We start from the raw sequence: 16850 nt of genomic DNA, 5'->3' as shown, positions 1-16850 counted from the left end.
CACTCGGAAGGCTATCATTTTTATAACTGAGAAAATTGCTCTACTAATTCATTAAATTTCTTTAATGAGTTTTCAATTGGGTATGGAGTAGTAAGGTCTACCCCTGTCTTTTTCAACAATTCTAGCGGGTAGTCGGAGCTGCCGCTTTTTAAAAATTGAAGATAAGAAGTGAGTGTTGTTTTGTCCCCTTCTAAAATTTTGGTAGCAATATGAATCGCTGATGCAAACCCAGTTGCGTATTTATAAACGTAAAATGGTCGGTAGAAATGTGGGATTCGGGACCAACCATATTTTACTTCATCATCAAACACAAGGTCCTCACCATGATACTCTCTAAATAATCCCTCATATACTTCACTAAACGAGTCAACATTTAAAGGCAATCCTTGTTCTGCCATTTCGTGCGTTTTCTTTTCGAACTCCGCAAACATCACTTGGGTAAAGAAAGTTCCTTTAAATTTATCGATAAAGTGATTGATTAAGAATTTCTTAACCTCTTCATTTGCTTCATTGTTCAATAAGTAGTTGATCAAAAGAACTTCATTAACTGTTGAAGCTACCTCAGCGACAAAAATACTGTAACGTGCGGTAATTTGCGGTTGATGCTCAGAACTTAGCTTACTGTGTACGCCATGGCCACATTCATGAACCAATGTAAATAAGCTGTCTAAGTCATCCTGATGGTTCAACAAAATATATGGATGTACACCATACACACCTAGATTATAGGCTCCAGAACGTTTTCCAGGAGTTTCCCGTACATCGAAATAACGCGAGGTTCTAAAATCCTTCAGTGTTTGAATATAATCTTCGCCTAATGGAGCAAGTGCACTGCACATAATTTCAAATGCTTCATCATACGAAATATCCTTCTTTGCCCCGCTAACGAGTGGTACACTTAAGTCATACTGACGAAGCTCATCAAGACCTAATTTTTCCTTGCGGATGCTTGTGTATTTGTGCATGGCACTGATGTTTTTCTTTGTTGTTTCGATTAGGTTTTCATAGACATCTTTTGGAACATTATCTCCGAATAATGCTTTTTCAAGTGCCGATGGATAATGACGTAGTTTTGAAATGGTCACATTATTTTTAATCGCGGCAGATAAAGTCGAAGCAATTGAATTTTTTAAATGAACATATGGCTCATAATAGGCTTTATAAGCTTCTTTTCGCTTTTCGCGATCCTCATCCTCGATCAGCTTTGCATACATTCCTCTCGTTAACTCTACCTTCTCACCGTCACCCTTCGTGATTTTACCAAAGCGAATATCCGCATTATTAATCATACCGTATGTTGTACTTGGTGCAGAAAGTGCCTCACCTAATTGTGAGAGAATCTCTTCTTGGTCTTTGTTTAAAACATGTGGTTTGTACCGGTACGATTCAAGTAATTCTTTTTCAAAGTACTGAAGTCCTTCTTCCTCGGCAATGTAATGCTTTAACGTTTCTTCCTCTAAGCTTAATAAGAACGGCATGAAAAAGGAATTCTTCGTGCTCACCTTTACACTAAGCTGTTTAGCTCGGTCTAAATAGGATTGTGATTTGGTAACTCGTGTATCTTCATCGACCTTTAACATGGCATAGGCAAAAAGCTTGTTAAAATGGAAAGATAGTTTTTCACTCAAGGTTAAATACTCACATAACGAATGTCCGTCATGAATATTTCCATCAAATTTTCCTAGCTCCTCCCCCATCTTTTCAATGAGTTTGTAGTCTTCCTCCCATTTGCTTAGATCAGAATAGAGATCATTTAAATTCCATTTCTCCTGTTCAGGCACTTCAGTTCGAGATGAATAGGTAGTTGTCATCGCAATTCTCCTTTGAATTAAATTGAAATTACTTTTATTATGTAAGAAAGAAATATATGATATGAGATAGATATGTTTCATTATATTTTATATGAATTACATAAATTTGTAAAAAGTGAAAGGATGTTCATACATGGCGAACAAATTGCCTCATGTAGAGGACTCAGGCGGAACTGTATATCTCCCACCAAAAAATGAGTATGAAACATTTGTTGATGATGCCCACTATGAAGAGAAGGTTCGAGAATGGGGCCTTTCCGTAAAAAAGGAATACTGGTACAAAGAAAGAACACATCAGCGAATTGTTACAATCAAAGGATATGAGGTGTACGGTAAGACCGGGGAACACAATACAATCGTCCTTGAGTTTCAAGATGGGAATCTCACTTGTATTCACCCTGCTTATTTAAAAGAGATGCAGTCACCAAGCTTTACAAAAGCTGCTATTTCAGACGCAAATGTATCTCAGCCGAAGACAAAGGAAACTGTAAGCAAGGTAGTTGCAGAGAAGCCGGAAACAACTGAAAAGAAACCAGCAGTTAAAAAAGAACAACAACCCGAAAAGAAAGCGAAAAAAGAAAAAACACCAAAAATTGAACTGCCAGCAGATAAGGTTCATTTTACCGCTAAGGTCAAGCAATTCGCGTTAACATGGAACCATTTTAATGAGGATAACGATGAAGTCATTGTTCTTGAGAATGTGGTTATTCAACAAGAAGAACCAACTGAAATTGGACTGGCTTGGTGTTCTCATTCAAAGACATTAAAGAAATTAGAGCTTGAACCCGGAAATACCCTTGAATTTGATGCCAAAATCGTGAAAAAGCGACTTGCAAAGGGTAAGGACGTTGAAGAAGAGTTCATCATTGAAGACCCAGTTCACTATAAAATCAACAATCCATCAAAACTAAAGAAAAGCTAAAAGAGCATTTTGTTCTTTTAGCTTTTTTTGGGATACTTCTTTTGATAGTGTGAGAGTGCCAGTAACGGGAATATATACCGGTAGCTGTGATAGTGAATATAAAAATCTCCTGCCATCCCCTGCCCTTTCGGATAGTTTGTCGTCCAGTCATCTCGGTCTACATTTTCAAGAAGAAATCGAATCCCATTATCAATGGCTTTTGTTCGTTTTTCACTTACTGAAATAAGGGCATCCAGCGCCCAGGCGGTATGTGTTAATGTACTTGTTTTTAATGGAACATATTTATTTTTACTATCGCTCCTACAAGATTCACCCCATCCTCCATCCTGATTTTGAATGGATTCAAGCCAGATAATCGCTTTTTTTATAGCCGAATACGTTGGTAGCACACCAACAGCTCGTAATCCTGTAACCGCTCCCCATGTTCCGTATATATAACAGATTCCCCATCGCCCATACCATGAGCCATTTTCCTCTTGGTTGTTTGTTAGCCATCTTATGGCTGATTTTATAGAAGGATGATCTTTAGGCAGATTTGTATATTTCCCCAGATACTCAAGTGTTCGGCCAGTTACATCTGCTGACGATGGATCTGTTAAAATATATTCTGCTTTTTCGATCGGTAACAAGCTTAGTAGCTTACTATCCGTATTTTTTTCAAAAGCCGGCCATCCCCCATCATCGTTTTGCATGGTCATAAGCCATTGTAATCCAAGTTGCCAAGATTGTCTGTTAATGGGCTCTTTTTTTATCGTTCTTGCTATTGATCTCAGTGAAGATGTTGTATCATCCACATCTGGGTGTATGGTGTTCATGTCTGCAAAACCCCATCCTCCAGGAAGAGCTGTTGGATTCTGGATTGCCCAATCCCCATACTTGTAATGTTGCCGATTAAATAAATAGTGGTTTGCTTTTTTAATCATTGGATCTGATGCTGGTACCCCTGCTTCTTGTAAAGCATACCCAAGAAGCGAAGTATTCCATATATCTGCAGTGGTATATTGCATATGAGTTTGGCCATTTATTTCGGTTTTCATTGTCTTTAAGCCGTTAACCGCATTTCTAATCAATAGATGATTTTTAGGATAGCCCAAGGAAAGTAAAGCAAAAATCATGAGAAATGTCGAACTAAAATAACCTAGAAAAGTTCCATCAGGTTCTATCCGGCGTAACATGTATTGTCTTGCTTGTTCAATTGCTAATTGGTGAAGATGTGTAGGTAACCCAATTAAACCTTTGACTGCCTGCTGAATTCCAGAGTAAAATGACCGCCATTCGGGTGAATGTCGAAATTCAAAGACATCTTCTTCTCTTTTACTGGTTAATTCAGATAAATCTGGACTATTCTTTGTTCTAAGTTGAAATTTTTTATCAGCAAGAATCATAATCGGAGTGAGATTTGCCCTGCCGAATTCTGAAAAACTATAAAAATGGATAGGAAACGAAGTGGGAAGTAGAAGTATTTCAAGTGGTAGCGGAAAAAATGTTGGCCACTTTTGCTGCCCTGTTAAGGCTAGCATGAATTTTGTGAACATATGGGATTTCTTAAGACCTCCATTTTTCACGATAAACGATTTCGCACGTTTCATTCTTGGGTCTGTTTTTTTAATAAGACCTGAGTATAGAAGTGCATAATATGCCTCCACAGTCGCGGATAAATTTCCATCTCCTTCATCATAAAAAAGTTTCCATGCCCCATTCTTTTCTTGCCTACTTAAAATCCTTTCTGTTAATTGTTGAACTAACTTCTCATCATTTATTTCAAGGCTTCTTAATAAGATAATCATATAACAATCGGTTGAAATTCCTGTTTCAAACGGATACTTCCATGAGCCATTTGGAGACTGGTCCTTCCTAACTTTTTCAATCAGATCATGTAATTTGATATTAACCTTGTCTAACATAAAACACCTCCCTTCAACCTACTCCATACATATTCAGCGGAATCCGCGAGCATTCATAGAGGAGGTCAACAGATGTGCAAATTTTTCCAAAAGAAGAAGCTTCCACTCTCTGAATCTCTTTTGCAAATCAAAAAAGCGCTTAAAAGACGTCAAAGACAAAAAATGATGCCACCACTGTCAGTAGAAGAGCAGTATTTGATTCAGCGAATACATGCGATAACGGGAAGTCTCAATTTGAATAATATTACGAGGACAAAAGCATATCTGGATTTCTATCATGCTCACCCTGAAATCCATTGGGCATTCCTTGGACATATGGTGTCCAGGAATGGAGGGTGGAATATGACAGATTTAAAAGGTGGCCAGCTTTCAAGATTGTTAACACAGAAAGAAGCAGAGTCTTATTTTTCTTTTTTGGAACGTGGGAACTGGTTAATTTTTCAGGATGCTTTTCCACAATTCTTACTCTATGAGGCTAGTAAACAATATCGGCGAAATTTATTTTACCTGCTCCCTCATTTTCATGTTTCGATTTTTATGGAAACGATGTGGAGTTATTTCTGGGTGAAACAAGACACATATCTATTAACAATGGCTCAAATAATTAACGAGCAAAGCTATCTTGAAAAGCGAATCATATCTAACAGCACGTATAAAAAAGAAGTCCTCGATACAGTGCAATTTAAGTTGCAGGATTTATTCGATTTAAACCATATTCTTTTTCCGTTCGAAGAAAAAGGAAAAACTTACTTGATTGGTCAAACCCTCCATCACTTTAAAAGTGTTCGAGAACGTATTTTGTTAGGAAAACGATTGTATGCCATTTTATTTAGGGATAAAGAGAGGCTGAAACAAGTGGAGATGTGGGCTAATAAAGTCCAACATACAGGGTCTAGAAAGGATTACTGGCCGCATATTTTTAATCAAGTGGATGAAGGCTTGCCTGGTACATTATTAAAATCACGTGTGAGATCCTGTGAACTTACAAAAGGTTCACCAAGAATATATAGTCCGCGATTAGAATTGGCTTGGAAAAATAGAAAACATAAGCCTGTTGAAATTGGGGATTGGTATAAGGATTGGGAAGTTATTCATTACCTTATGGATGATCACGAAAACGTAGATGGAGAGATACAAAATGAATATTGTAAAACGCTTGAAAAATTCGAACTCGCAGCAATTGCTAAGAAGGCCATTTCCATTTTGGATTAATTTTGGCCTCTTAGTTACCGTCCTTTTTGGTACTCTTATAGGGACATATCTCGACCTATATTTTGTTGGTAAAGGCTTGTACTCTTTTCCGAAGCGTCCTTTTCCTGAAGTGTTTTCCGTTAATGTAGGATTTACCCTACTAGGTTTACCAGTAATGTTAGTTGTATTTCTTTCGATCTGTCAAAAACTGAATTTGTTTGGAAAGCTTGTTGCTGTGTTAGTACTTGCTTCTACCATGGCATGCGGAGAAAAAATGTCTGAAGACTTCGGCTGGTTTGTTCACGATATATCTTGGAAACATGATTATTCACTTTTTGGATATACAGTCTATTTATTACTAATGCTTGTTGTTTATTATGTTGTAACTACGAAAAAAACCTGACTCAAAAGGGTCAGGTTTTGTCTTTATGATCCTAAAGCAAGTTTGCTTCTTTTTTTACTTAGGGATGCATTTACTCCTTGGCTCTGCAACTTAATTAGGATTTGGTGGATTGTTTTTTTCGTCATTGCTTTTTTTGCGGGTGCTGTTTCCTTCAACTTTCCTTCGGCAATAGGTTCTTTCATATTTTTAAGACTCCTTTAGGAATAAAGATTTCGATTTTCTCTTTGTTTTTCCTCATTTAAAAATTCAATAAAAAAATGTAGAGCAAGCTTAGGCTGACTTTGTAGTCTCGAAATATAGTCTTTTTGACGCCCTTCTGTTACAACATCACTCTTTTTAATTCTTTCAATGATATATTCGGAGGATATATCCTCAATTTCTTTTTTCTTAAATTTTGCTTCCTTTGATAATGCAAATCCAATAGCTCCGAGTATTGCATATATAACAAGTGATGGAATTGCTTCATTTGTAAACGGCATGAAAAATAATAAGAATCCTAAGTTGATAAGTGAAATCGTGATCAATGGAAATGACCAGAATATATATTTAGAGGTTTTATCCATGATCGGACTAATTTTCTTATGTAGCTGCTCAAGCTCCTTCGTAATAAATAATGGGAAATTTTTCGTTGTAAATATATTCATTATGAACTCCCCTTCCTTTTAAGTGGATGAGAAAAAGCCTATATCTTAATGATATAGGCCTCAAAAGACAAAAAAGACCTATACCGTATTATTGGTAAGGTCTTGCTAACAACATCATAGTTGCCAACAAAGCCGAGAGAACGATTCTCTGTATTGACGACTTTGCTGTTAAAGCTACTCCCCTTAAGGGTATTAAGTTTAAATATTTGATACTCATATATTAACATATTAGCGTTTTCCCAACAACCCTTTAAAGATATTGAGAGGGAAATCTTCTCATTTAGGACTTTCGTTTCTTCAAAAATATCAGACGATCCACTAAAAAAACCTTCCGACTATGGAAAGTTTTGATTGAATTCATTTATTGAGTTTTTCGAGGATTGTGTCACGGTATGGTACTTCTTACGCTTTAATGATATCTGCGATACTACCATTAGTGGTGGAAATTAGGTCATCTACTTTTATCTCCACTTGCACTCCGATTTTACCTGCACTTACAACAATACGATCAAGATCGTTAGAATGTTCGTCAATAAAAGTTGAATATGTTTTTTTCATACCAATCGGAGAACACCCACCTCTAATGTATCCTGTATGTTTTTGGATATCCTTAACCGGTATCATCTCTACTTTTTTAACACCGGATACGGTTGCTGCCTTTTTAAGATCAAGTTCTTCCTCTACTGGAATCACGAACACAAAGATGTCCTTTGTATTGCTGTGAGCAACAAGTGTTTTATAGACCAGTTTGGGGTCTATTCCGACCTTTTTTGCCACAGAAACCCCATCAATTTTTCCATCATTGCCTTCATAGGTATAGATTTCATATGGAATTTTTTTTGAATCTAAAATTCTCATGGCATTTGTCTTTGTTTGTCCCTTTGCCATTATTTGACCTCCAATAAATATATGTAGGTTTATGATAATTAAAGTTGATCGGAAAAGCTATGCTTTTAATGGCACCGCTTTTCCTGAAAATTTTACCAGCCTTTCCTTGTAGACAATGTTGTGATATGTGCAAGATGATGATTACCATGCCAAGCGCAGAATCCTAAAAATACACCCAGTTTCATTTCGCCACCTTCTGGATGAACATAGGTCAATTGGAAATCGCCCTTTCCGAAGTTTTGTAGAAGAGTCACCCATCGCTTGTGAACACCTTCGATAATCGCTAATGAAGCATCAACTGGTAGAGTCGAATCTGCAAGCTTTGCCCACTCGGCTTCGTCATACGGTTTAATAACTGGATTATTTTCTGTTGCGGCTAATTTAAAACGAATATATGAATTCATCGATGCGTCTGCAATATGGTGAACAACCTGTCTAAGTGTCCATCCACCTTCACGATAAGGTGTGTCAAGCTGTTGGTCTGACAATTCATTCACTGCTGCCCTCACCAATCCTGGTAATTTCTCAATCTCCTTAATCCAATTGGTGATTAATTCTTCTGTTAAATCCCCCTGAAATTGGAATTCTCCTATCGGATAACGTTCATCCATCCATATTCCCCTCCTAAAGAAATTCAAAAATGTAAGGCTTATTCCCATTTTAACAAATACTTGGAAAAATTTCTGCTACACATACTCCGAGGATTTTAGATAGAAATTAAGGTATATATGAGAAAAAAGGAGGAATTTAGATGTATCGATATTTGATAATGACAGTTTGCTTACTTTTGTTTGTTCCTATCCCTATCTTTGCAGAAAGCCAACATTCTATAAAAGCAAGTTTTATACGAGATGGTGATGTTTGGTTATTCATGAATGACAAAGAAATTCAAATTACTTCATCAAAAAATGTATACTCAAAGCCCTCTTGGTCCCACGATGGAAAGTGGATTTTATATCAACTCTCTACACCATCAGAGTTTGAAAAGGACCAACAACAATCTGAGATATGGGCTTATCATGTAAAAACTGGTGAGAAACAGAAATTATTCTATGATGGCTATGCACCAACCTGGTCTCCGACGGATAATGTGGTCGCTTTTAATGCTAGTGGAATCCTAGATATCTCTGATCTTATCCGTTTCTATAATATTGCAACAGGTGTGCATGGCTTCAGTTGGCTTCCAGATGGAAGCGGCTTCCTCCTTTCTTCCTCAGGTGTGTTGCAGCCTGACGGATGGACAAGCGCGACACTTTATACCAAAAAGGTAAACGATAATTACCATGACATTGATTTATATGGTGGGGTTGAACGTTTTTTTCAACTTCCGCGAGAAGTTGGAACAACGAAAGAAAATAAATTAATTGCCGTGTATGCGGATCATTTTGAATACTCACCAAGTAAAAAATGGATCTCGTTTATCGTTTCTCCTACTGCATCATGGTCAATGGACAGCAATATGCTTTGCGTGATTGATAGCAAAGGGGAAAATTTTGAAGTATTGGATGAAATTATTTTCGGAGTAGGAAAACCGAAATGGTCCCCAAGTGCAGATACACTTGCGTATATTGCGGGTGGCGGAAGAATTGTCTTTGGCTTTAAAAACAAAGATTTAAAGGTTCGGGAAATGCCAGTTTCAAGTACGTATACTCCAGCAGACTACGCAGAATTGGACTTTGATTGGCTATCAAACGAATCGATTGTTGTCTCTCGTGTCCACGAACAGGAATGGACCAATGATTTTAGCAAGCATCCCCGTCCTTATCTTGTTCGTATTGATTTAAAAGCAAATAATCAAATAAAAATAACCGAACCTCCAAGTGGTGTTGGAGACTTTAGTCCACAATTTGTCCCTTCTATTAATAAACTGGTATGGACTAGAGGCGCATCTATCCTTGATCATAAAAGAACACTTTGGAAGGCAAATCCTGATGGTACTGATGCTAAGGAGTGGATTCACGATATAGATGAAATTGTTTTTTACAACGGTGAATAGGCGAATCTATCAGGATTCGCCTTTTTATATGATTTTCACATAAAAGGTACGTGTTCGTGGACCATCAAACTCACAAAAGTAAATACCTTGCCATGTCCCTAAAAGTAAACGTCCTTCTGTCACAATTACGTGTTGTGATGCGCCAACAGTACTTGCCTTCAAATGAGCTGCAGTATTTCCTTCCATATGACGGTCTAGCTCATGATGCCATGGGTAGACCTCATCGAAACGACGTAACATATCCCGTTTCACATCAGGGTCCGCATTTTCATTTATCGTTATTCCAGCTGTAGTATGGGGGCAATATACGACCACTACGCACCCTTTCATTCCACTTTGATCAACTACCTCTTGGACTTTATCTGTTACATCTATCATTTGGTCTCGCTTATTTGTTTGTATAGTGAACTGTTGCAACATGATTAATTTGTCTCCTTCATATTATCCAAAGAATAAATCAAGTATGTTTGATGCTTTCGAAGAATCCCTGTTGTAAAACTCAGAGTATCCACAATTCTTACAAAATACCACAGTAAAACGATTATTTTGTATATCTAACATTTTTGTAATCCCTGAACCTGTCATCGAAACATCCTTCGTTCCGGCATTCGTACTCCCACATTTAACGCAACCTTTACTTTGCATAAAATCTCCTCCATTACGTTTTAATAGTATTATTTACGGTTATATGGGAAAATAGTTTCAACATTTTTGATTTATTATTTGTGCAAGAGCCTGGTCGATTGTGGGATAGCTAAAAATAAAACCTTCTTTTACAAGGCGTTCTGGAATAACCCACCTACTTTTTAAAATTAGTTCCGTTTCCGTTCGAATAAAAATCGCACCAAGTTCAAGAAGCCAAGCTGGTGCAGGCAAACCTAGTTTCCGATTGAAAGCTCTTTTAAGTGCATTCATCAAATCACGATTTGTAATAGGGTTCGGTGTTGAACAATTAAATACCCCTGATAAGTGGTTGTGTTCCTGAATGTAAAGAATGATTTTGAACAAATCCTCAATATGAATCCAACTGAATCTCTGAGTTCCAGGACCCTGAATTCCACCTAGTCCAAAGCGAACTAAATTTTTATAAGGTATCATTACCCCTCCATCTGAACCAAGGACGATCGAAATACGTAGTGCTATTTGCCTTGTTTTCGGTAATATAAAGGAAAAAAAGGCCTCCTCCCATCTTTTTGCTACTTCCACTGAGAAACCACTACCAATTTCCCCGTTTTCCTCGGTCATCGGTCTGTCCTCCGCGTGGCGATAGATAGTAGCTGTACTAGAATTAATCCATAAGGAGGGTGGATTGTTACATTCTTTTATTGCATCCCCCAATAGTTTTGTCGTTTCAGTTCGTGAATTGAGAATTTCTTGTTTGTTTCTCTCATTGTATCTGCAATTGACGGACTTTCCGGCAAGGTTTATCAGCATTTCGGCATCCTCTAAAGCTTGTATAATCCCCGTTTTATCCTTCCACGTTATGTTTGGTGCATTTCTAGAAATAACTTTAACTTCATAGCCAAGTTCAGTGAATTTTTTATTAAAGTAAGTACCCACAAACCCAGTACCACCCGCAAGGACGATTTTCTTTTTCATCGCTCCATCCCCTCGTATAGTAAGTTTATAGTCCTCTTTCGAGGTAATTTCCAATTAAAATATTGTTCTTTGATAATTCTATAGATGTTAGTTCAGATAGTGGGGGGCTAGCCCCCCACCATCTGAAAAAGTTTTCCAAAGGGTGGACTTTTCGTGATGTCCCTAGATAATGGTCTTAGGATCGTTTGGGGGATTTCTATCATCTCCTGTAGCTTTGACTACTACAAAAGTCTGTCTCCCCAGTCCTTGTTCGAACTTCTAACCCGCAGGCTGTTCCCTTTGGCAGCCCATGCTGGAAGTTGCAGCTTCCAGGCAGCTCATGGACCAAAGTGAGTTCTAATACGCGAGGGTGATTGACCGACAAGTACACTGGGGATATCCCGAAGAGTCCTTCCCTTGATCCTAGATTGAAAGGAGGTTAGCCACCATGAAATTATTTGTTGGAATAGACGTTAGCTCTCAAGATATGAAAGCTTGTGTCATGAATTTTGAAGGAAAAGCATTAACTGCTCTCACTGTTGACAACAATTTGACAGGGGCATCTTATCTGAAAGATCTGATTGTCAAGATAGCCCAAAGTAACTCAATTTCCGAGATTCAAATCGGGATGGAGGCCACTTCAGTCTATAGTTGGCATCCTGCTATGTTTTTTCACGAGGATGAATCTCTTAAAGAATTTAAAACAACAGTCTTTACTATTAATCCAAAACTAATTAAAAAATTTAAAGAGTCATATGTTGACCTGGATAAAACAGACCAAGTCGATGCTTGGATTATTGCAGATCGCTTACGGTTTGGACGTCTTCCACTAACGGCGGTCATGCAGGAACAATTTATTGCTCTTCAAAGGTTGACAAGAATGAGATATCATCTCGTTCATAACCTAACGCGAGAAAAGCAATATTTTCTGCAACACTTATTTTATAAGTGTAGTTCCTTTACGACTGAAGTGGATAGTTCGGTTTTTGGAAATGCCATGTTAGAGCTATTTCTTGAACAATATAGCTTAGATGAAATTAGCTCAATGGATCTTCAAGAACTTGCGAATTATCTTCAAGATAAGGGCAAAAATCGCTTTACTGACGCCGAGTGTGTGGCGAAATCCATTCAAAAGGCTGCGAGATCTTCCTACCGATTATCAAAGTGTGTGGAAGATTCTATCGACCTATTATTAGGGACTTCAATAGAGTCCATCCGTAGTATAACTAAACAGATTAAAGAACTTGACAAAGCCATCCAAAAGCTTCTAGAAGGTATCCCTAATACCTTACAGACGATTCCAGGAATAGGCCCAGTCTATACCGCTGGTATTTTAGCCGAAATTGGACAAATTGATCGCTTTGATAACCAAGCTTCCATTGCCAAATATAGTGGACTTACATGGTCCAAGCATCAATCAGGCAAGTTCCAAGCTGAGGAAACCAAAATGATACGTTCAGGAAATAGATTTCTTCGTTATTACCTTGTTGAAGCTGCCAACTCGGTTCAACGAAATGAACCTGAATTTCGGGCATACTACCTGAAAAAATATCGTGAGGTTCCTAAGCATCAACACAAAAGAGCACTCGTCTTAACGGCAAGAAAACTTGTGCGGTTGGTCGATGCGCTGCTACGCAACGATCAAGTCTACACGCCAAGAAGGAAGGTGAATAACTAAAGGATAAAACATCCTAAATCCTTCAATGTTTTCCAGTAAATGGTTTAATATCTTACTGGGTTTCTTAAGTATTGTCTTTTTTAGGTATTGGTTGGCTTACAATTTCCAATTCCTTAGATTTTGGTACTTGACATATTACCGCAGGACTTTTTGCTGTATGTATAAATAGTTTACCATTTTATGGTGTTGGTTTGGAAAAATGAGTATAATAGATTTGAAATTAAATAGAAAGGTTGTGAAGTATGATTTAAAAGGAACGAACAGAATCTATAGTGATCAGAAATTATGAAATTACTACAAAGTAGAGACGAATTACAAGAAAAACAATATTGTTCAAATCTGTTTAAGGGATATGATGGAGAAGTTTTGTTTGATTCTTATACAAGCAAGTTAGAATGCGAATGTTTAGTAATAAATGATTTATTACTCCAATATAACAACACCACGTTCCAAATTGACACCCTGATAATTACCCCAGACAAACTCTATATTTTTGAAGTGAAAAATTATGAATGTGATTATTTTTTTGAATCAGACATCCTTTACAAGAAACCAAAAAAAGAAATCTACAATCCACTTATCCAGCTTCATCGTAGTGAATCTTTACTACGCCAATTGCTCCAAAGTTATGGTTTTACAATACCGATTCAAGCTTACGTAGTATTTGTAAACCCCGCTTTCACCCTATACCAAGCACCACTTACAAAACCAATAATCTTTCCAACACAATTACATGCATTTTTCCAAAATCTAAATAAGTCGACTGCAATGTTAAATAAGAAACATAAAGTACTAGCGGAAAAGTTAGTTTCATTGCATATGGAGGAGTCCCCGTACAGTACATTACCGAAATATAAGTATAGTGACTTACGGAAAGGGATATGTTGTGTGAATTGTAGATCATTATCTGTGAATATTGTGGGAAGAAAGTGTATTTGCCAAAACTGTGGTAATGAAGAAATGGTTGTGGATGCTGTAAAACGTAGTACGGACGAACTAAAATTACTTTTCCCTGAATTGAAGATCACAACAAATATTATTCATGATTGGTGTCAGATTGTGGAGTCTAAACGACGAATTGGTAGGATATTGGATAAGTTTTATACTAAAAACGGATTGCACCAGTGGACATATTATGATTAATACAACTCAAATAAAACATAAAACTTATAGATTTATTGCATGAGGAACATAACATGATGTTCATTGATGAGTTAAGTACCTCATCGAGTGTATGAAGTACTTAACTTGATGATCATTGTCGAGTAAGTTCTTCATCTGGGCTATGAGGAACATAACTTGAGGCTCATTGACGAGAAATGTACTTCATCGAGGGTATGAAGTACTTAACTTAATGATCATTGTCGAGTAAGTACTTCATCTGGGCTATGAGGAACATAACTTGAGGCTCATTGACGAGAAATGTACTTCATCGAGTGTATGAAGTACTTAACTTGATGATCATTGTCGAGTAAGTTCTTCATCTGGGCTATGAGGAACATAACTTGAGGCTCATTGACGAGAAATGTACTTCATCGAGTGTATGAGGAACATAACATAAGAATCATTGACGAGTTAAGTACTTCATCCAGGGTATGAGGAACATAACTTAAGTATCATTGATGAGTTAAGTACTTCATCGAGCGCATGAAGAACATAACATAAACGTTATTGACGAGTTAAGTACTTCATCCAGGGTATGAAGAACAAAATTCAAGCCCCGATATGAGTTAAGTACTTCGTTCAATACCTTAGTTATTAACCAAAAACAGGCACCCACAAGTGGGTGCCTGCATTTCAGTACTCTATATCGATGAAGCTTGTTTATTGATCCACGGATGTAAGCGGGTATATAACAACATGAAGATTGTTGCTACGATCAAGCCTTTTAGTAAGTTGAACGGTAGGATTGCGTAAACCACCATTTTAAGTGCCTCTGGTGATGACATCGCCGGGATATTCAAGAAAAAGTTGAATGCCGGTAAGAAGACATAATAGTTAAGAACACTCATGATGATTGCCATCATGGCTGTCCCGCCAATTAATCCGATTGTTAAGCCTAATTTTGTTTTTAATAGTTTAAAAATGTAGTAGGTTGTTAGTACAAAGATTATCCCTGCTACAAAGTTTGAGATGTGACCGACTGGTACACCTGTTTCACTGCCGGTAATAAAATAATCAATCATGTTTTTGAATAATTCAACTAAGATACCGGCCATCGGTCCAAAAATAAGTGCTGCAAGTAAAGCTGGAACATCACTAAAGTCGACGTTCAAGAAGCTTGGGAATGTTGGCAATGGAAAATTGAAGAACATGAGAATGTACGAAATCGTACTCAACATTGCAATTGCCACAAATTGACGTAAAGGTATTTTTTTCATTTTTCTTTCCTCTCCTCTTTTGTCGATCCACCTCAAAAGAAGAAAGGTTCAGCATGTTAAGACATACCCAAATAAAAACCCCCAAGAATGGTTTCTTGAGGGAGTTAAGGTAAAGGCATGCTTAATAAACGTTCAAAAGGTTAAAATTTTTGAACGCGCAGAACCTCCATCTTCTCCCATCCAGACTATACTGTCGGCTTTGGAATCGCACCAAATCCTGCCTTGCGGCTCGCGGGCTTAGAGAATAATCTCATCACCGCCGGTCGGGATTTTCACCCAGCCCCGAAGATAGATCATTATTTAATTATACATTATTTTATCAAGTTTATAGATTATTGTGAAGCAATTTGCTTCTAGTCGCCCAATTATTATAAATGGTACCTATTTCTTGAGCAAAAGCATTTACTTTCCATCTACAACTTCTTTTAATATCTCATACGAACGTTTTTGTTTATTCGGATCATAGATGTATGAAACGGCCATTAGTTCATCGACATTATATTTTTCCTGGAAGCTTGTTAATTGGTTCCTGATGGAATCTTTGCTTCCTAATAATGTAACACTGGACATAGAAGTTGCCATTTCTTTTTCAGGTTGATTCCAAAGTTCATCCATGTTATCAACGGGTGGCTGTAATGGGGTTTGAGTACCACGAACAACATTTAAGAAAAATTGTTGCATGGTTGTGAGTTCCCGTTTAGCCTCTTCGTCTGTTTCTGTTGCAATTACATTTAGGCAAACCATCATGTATGGAGAGCTTAAATATTCCGATGGTTCAAAACGTTTGCGGTAGATGGAAATCGCTTCTTCCATGAACCGAGGTGCAAAATGTGATGCAAACACATATGGTAGCCCTAATTTGGCAGCCAAATATGCTGAATCCGTTGATGAGCCAAGAATATAGATTGGTACATCTGTACCAACTCCTGGATAAGCTTTTACATAGCCTTGTTTTTCCATAGGTCCAAAGTATGTTAGTAAGGCATTTACATCATTAGGGAACGTATAGACAGAATCATTATGCGACCGTCTTAAAGCACTTGCGGTCATCATGTCGGTTCCTGGTGCACGGCCAAGTCCTAAATCAAGACGGTCTGGATAAATAGTGGCCATTGTTCCAAATTGTTCGGCCACAACAAGTGGTGAGTGGTTTGGAAGCATAACACCTCCCGATCCAACCCGAATTTTTTCGGTGTGTTCTAATGTATGTTTTATTAAAATTGGAGTTGCTGAACTAACTAGTGTGGGTGAATTGTGGTGTTCAGCGATCCAATAACGTGTATATCCCATTTCTTCTGTTGCTTTGGCTAGGTCCACCATTGCATCGATTGCGTCTTTCCCATTCTGTCCTTTGCGAATTGGAGCAAGGTTTAGAACGGAGACTGGTATATTTATATTTGTCATTTTACGAATCCCTTCTTCCATTTTTCCTCAGTCCTATTTTAACAATTGAA

17 protein-coding genes and 1 riboswitch are annotated in these 16850 nt (G+C 37.5%); of the genes, 6 read left to right on the top strand and 11 right to left on the bottom strand.

Annotation, left to right across the window (positions count from 1 at the left end; genetic code table 11):
- Nucleotides 1-20: 20 nt before the first annotated feature.
- A complete protein-coding gene (gene pepF, locus NST91_RS14625; protein ID WP_341331736.1) occupies nucleotides 21-1811 on the bottom strand; it encodes an oligoendopeptidase F in 1791 nt (596 codons plus the stop codon).
- A 133-nt stretch (nucleotides 1812-1944) separates the two neighbouring features.
- On the opposite strand from pepF, the gene NST91_RS14620 reads away from it, so the two are divergent.
- Entirely contained in the window at nucleotides 1945-2733 is a 789-nt protein-coding gene (locus NST91_RS14620; RefSeq protein WP_341331735.1) for a hypothetical protein, read from the top strand.
- 17 nt (nucleotides 2734-2750) lie between these two features.
- Here NST91_RS14620 and shc read toward each other — a convergent pair whose 3' ends face one another.
- Nucleotides 2751-4637, bottom strand: coding sequence for a squalene--hopene cyclase (gene shc / locus NST91_RS14615; RefSeq protein WP_341331734.1), 1887 nt, complete (start codon nucleotides 4635-4637; stop codon nucleotides 2751-2753).
- A 72-nt stretch (nucleotides 4638-4709) separates the two neighbouring features.
- On the opposite strand from shc, the gene NST91_RS14610 reads away from it, so the two are divergent.
- Nucleotides 4710-5849: a DUF2515 domain-containing protein gene (locus NST91_RS14610; protein WP_341331733.1), complete on the top strand. Its 1140-nt coding sequence runs from the start codon at nucleotides 4710-4712 to the stop codon at nucleotides 5847-5849.
- Nucleotides 5776-6231: a CBO0543 family protein gene (locus NST91_RS14605; RefSeq protein ID WP_341331732.1), complete on the top strand. Its 456-nt coding sequence runs from the start codon at nucleotides 5776-5778 to the stop codon at nucleotides 6229-6231. The genes NST91_RS14610 and NST91_RS14605 overlap by 74 nt, the downstream gene beginning before the upstream one ends.
- A gap of 23 nt (nucleotides 6232-6254) precedes the next feature.
- Here the strand turns inward: NST91_RS14605 and NST91_RS14600 are convergent, their stop codons facing one another.
- The 4 genes from NST91_RS14600 to NST91_RS14585 form a co-directional block, all read right to left on the bottom strand.
- Complete coding sequence (locus tag NST91_RS14600) at nucleotides 6255-6413, bottom strand: hypothetical protein (RefSeq protein WP_341331731.1); 159 nt, start codon at nucleotides 6411-6413, stop codon at nucleotides 6255-6257.
- A gap of 15 nt (nucleotides 6414-6428) precedes the next feature.
- Entirely contained in the window at nucleotides 6429-6875 is a 447-nt protein-coding gene (locus NST91_RS14595; protein WP_341331730.1) for a DUF5392 family protein, read from the bottom strand.
- Nucleotides 6876-7277: 402 nt separating this feature from the next.
- Nucleotides 7278-7763 (bottom strand): Cys-tRNA(Pro) deacylase, encoded by a 486-nt coding sequence (gene ybaK, locus NST91_RS14590; RefSeq protein ID WP_341331729.1) that lies wholly within the window; start codon nucleotides 7761-7763, stop codon nucleotides 7278-7280.
- A gap of 92 nt (nucleotides 7764-7855) precedes the next feature.
- Nucleotides 7856-8374 (bottom strand): YfiT family bacillithiol transferase, encoded by a 519-nt coding sequence (locus tag NST91_RS14585; protein WP_341331728.1) that lies wholly within the window; start codon nucleotides 8372-8374, stop codon nucleotides 7856-7858.
- A 140-nt stretch (nucleotides 8375-8514) separates the two neighbouring features.
- Between NST91_RS14585 and NST91_RS14580 the strand changes: the two genes are divergently transcribed.
- On the top strand, nucleotides 8515-9759 hold the full coding sequence (locus NST91_RS14580; RefSeq protein ID WP_341331727.1) for a TolB family protein: 1245 nt from the start codon (nucleotides 8515-8517) through the stop codon (nucleotides 9757-9759).
- Nucleotides 9760-9783: 24 nt separating this feature from the next.
- Here the strand turns inward: NST91_RS14580 and NST91_RS14575 are convergent, their stop codons facing one another.
- Genes NST91_RS14575 through NST91_RS14565 form a run of 3 tightly spaced genes read right to left on the bottom strand, consistent with a single transcriptional unit; the run spans nucleotide 9784 to nucleotide 11358 of the window.
- Complete coding sequence (locus tag NST91_RS14575; RefSeq protein ID WP_341331726.1) at nucleotides 9784-10179, bottom strand: secondary thiamine-phosphate synthase enzyme YjbQ; 396 nt, start codon at nucleotides 10177-10179, stop codon at nucleotides 9784-9786.
- Between the two features lie 21 nt (nucleotides 10180-10200).
- The gene (locus NST91_RS14570) at nucleotides 10201-10404 is read right to left on the bottom strand and encodes a zinc ribbon domain-containing protein (protein ID WP_121448601.1); all 204 of its coding nucleotides are present in this window, start codon (nucleotides 10402-10404) and stop codon (nucleotides 10201-10203) included.
- A gap of 57 nt (nucleotides 10405-10461) precedes the next feature.
- Nucleotides 10462-11358: a TIGR01777 family oxidoreductase gene (locus NST91_RS14565; protein ID WP_341331725.1), complete on the bottom strand. Its 897-nt coding sequence runs from the start codon at nucleotides 11356-11358 to the stop codon at nucleotides 10462-10464.
- Between the two features lie 427 nt (nucleotides 11359-11785).
- Here NST91_RS14565 and NST91_RS14560 point away from each other — a divergent pair, with 427 nt between their 5' ends.
- Together NST91_RS14560 and NST91_RS14555 are read left to right on the top strand one after the other, a co-directional pair.
- The gene (locus tag NST91_RS14560; protein ID WP_341330810.1) at nucleotides 11786-13015 is read left to right on the top strand and encodes an IS110 family RNA-guided transposase; all 1230 of its coding nucleotides are present in this window, start codon (nucleotides 11786-11788) and stop codon (nucleotides 13013-13015) included.
- A gap of 285 nt (nucleotides 13016-13300) precedes the next feature.
- Complete coding sequence (locus tag NST91_RS14555; protein WP_341331724.1) at nucleotides 13301-14158, top strand: nuclease-related domain-containing protein; 858 nt, start codon at nucleotides 13301-13303, stop codon at nucleotides 14156-14158.
- A 662-nt stretch (nucleotides 14159-14820) separates the two neighbouring features.
- Here the strand turns inward: NST91_RS14555 and NST91_RS14550 are convergent.
- Both NST91_RS14550 and NST91_RS14545 read right to left on the bottom strand, forming a co-directional pair.
- The gene (locus NST91_RS14550) at nucleotides 14821-15396 is read right to left on the bottom strand and encodes an ECF transporter S component (RefSeq protein WP_121448604.1); all 576 of its coding nucleotides are present in this window, start codon (nucleotides 15394-15396) and stop codon (nucleotides 14821-14823) included.
- A 164-nt stretch (nucleotides 15397-15560) separates the two neighbouring features.
- Nucleotides 15561-15690, bottom strand: a riboswitch (FMN riboswitch).
- A gap of 108 nt (nucleotides 15691-15798) precedes the next feature.
- Nucleotides 15799-16800: an LLM class flavin-dependent oxidoreductase gene (locus tag NST91_RS14545; RefSeq protein ID WP_341331723.1), complete on the bottom strand. Its 1002-nt coding sequence runs from the start codon at nucleotides 16798-16800 to the stop codon at nucleotides 15799-15801.
- Between the last annotated feature and the right edge of the window lie 50 nt (nucleotides 16801-16850).

This window comes from Ferdinandcohnia sp. FSL W7-1320 (assembly GCF_038050315.1).
Taxonomy (GTDB): Bacteria; Bacillota; Bacilli; order Bacillales; family Bacillaceae_L; genus Ferdinandcohnia; species Ferdinandcohnia aciditolerans.
This window is presented reverse-complemented; position numbering and strand designations above follow the sequence as displayed.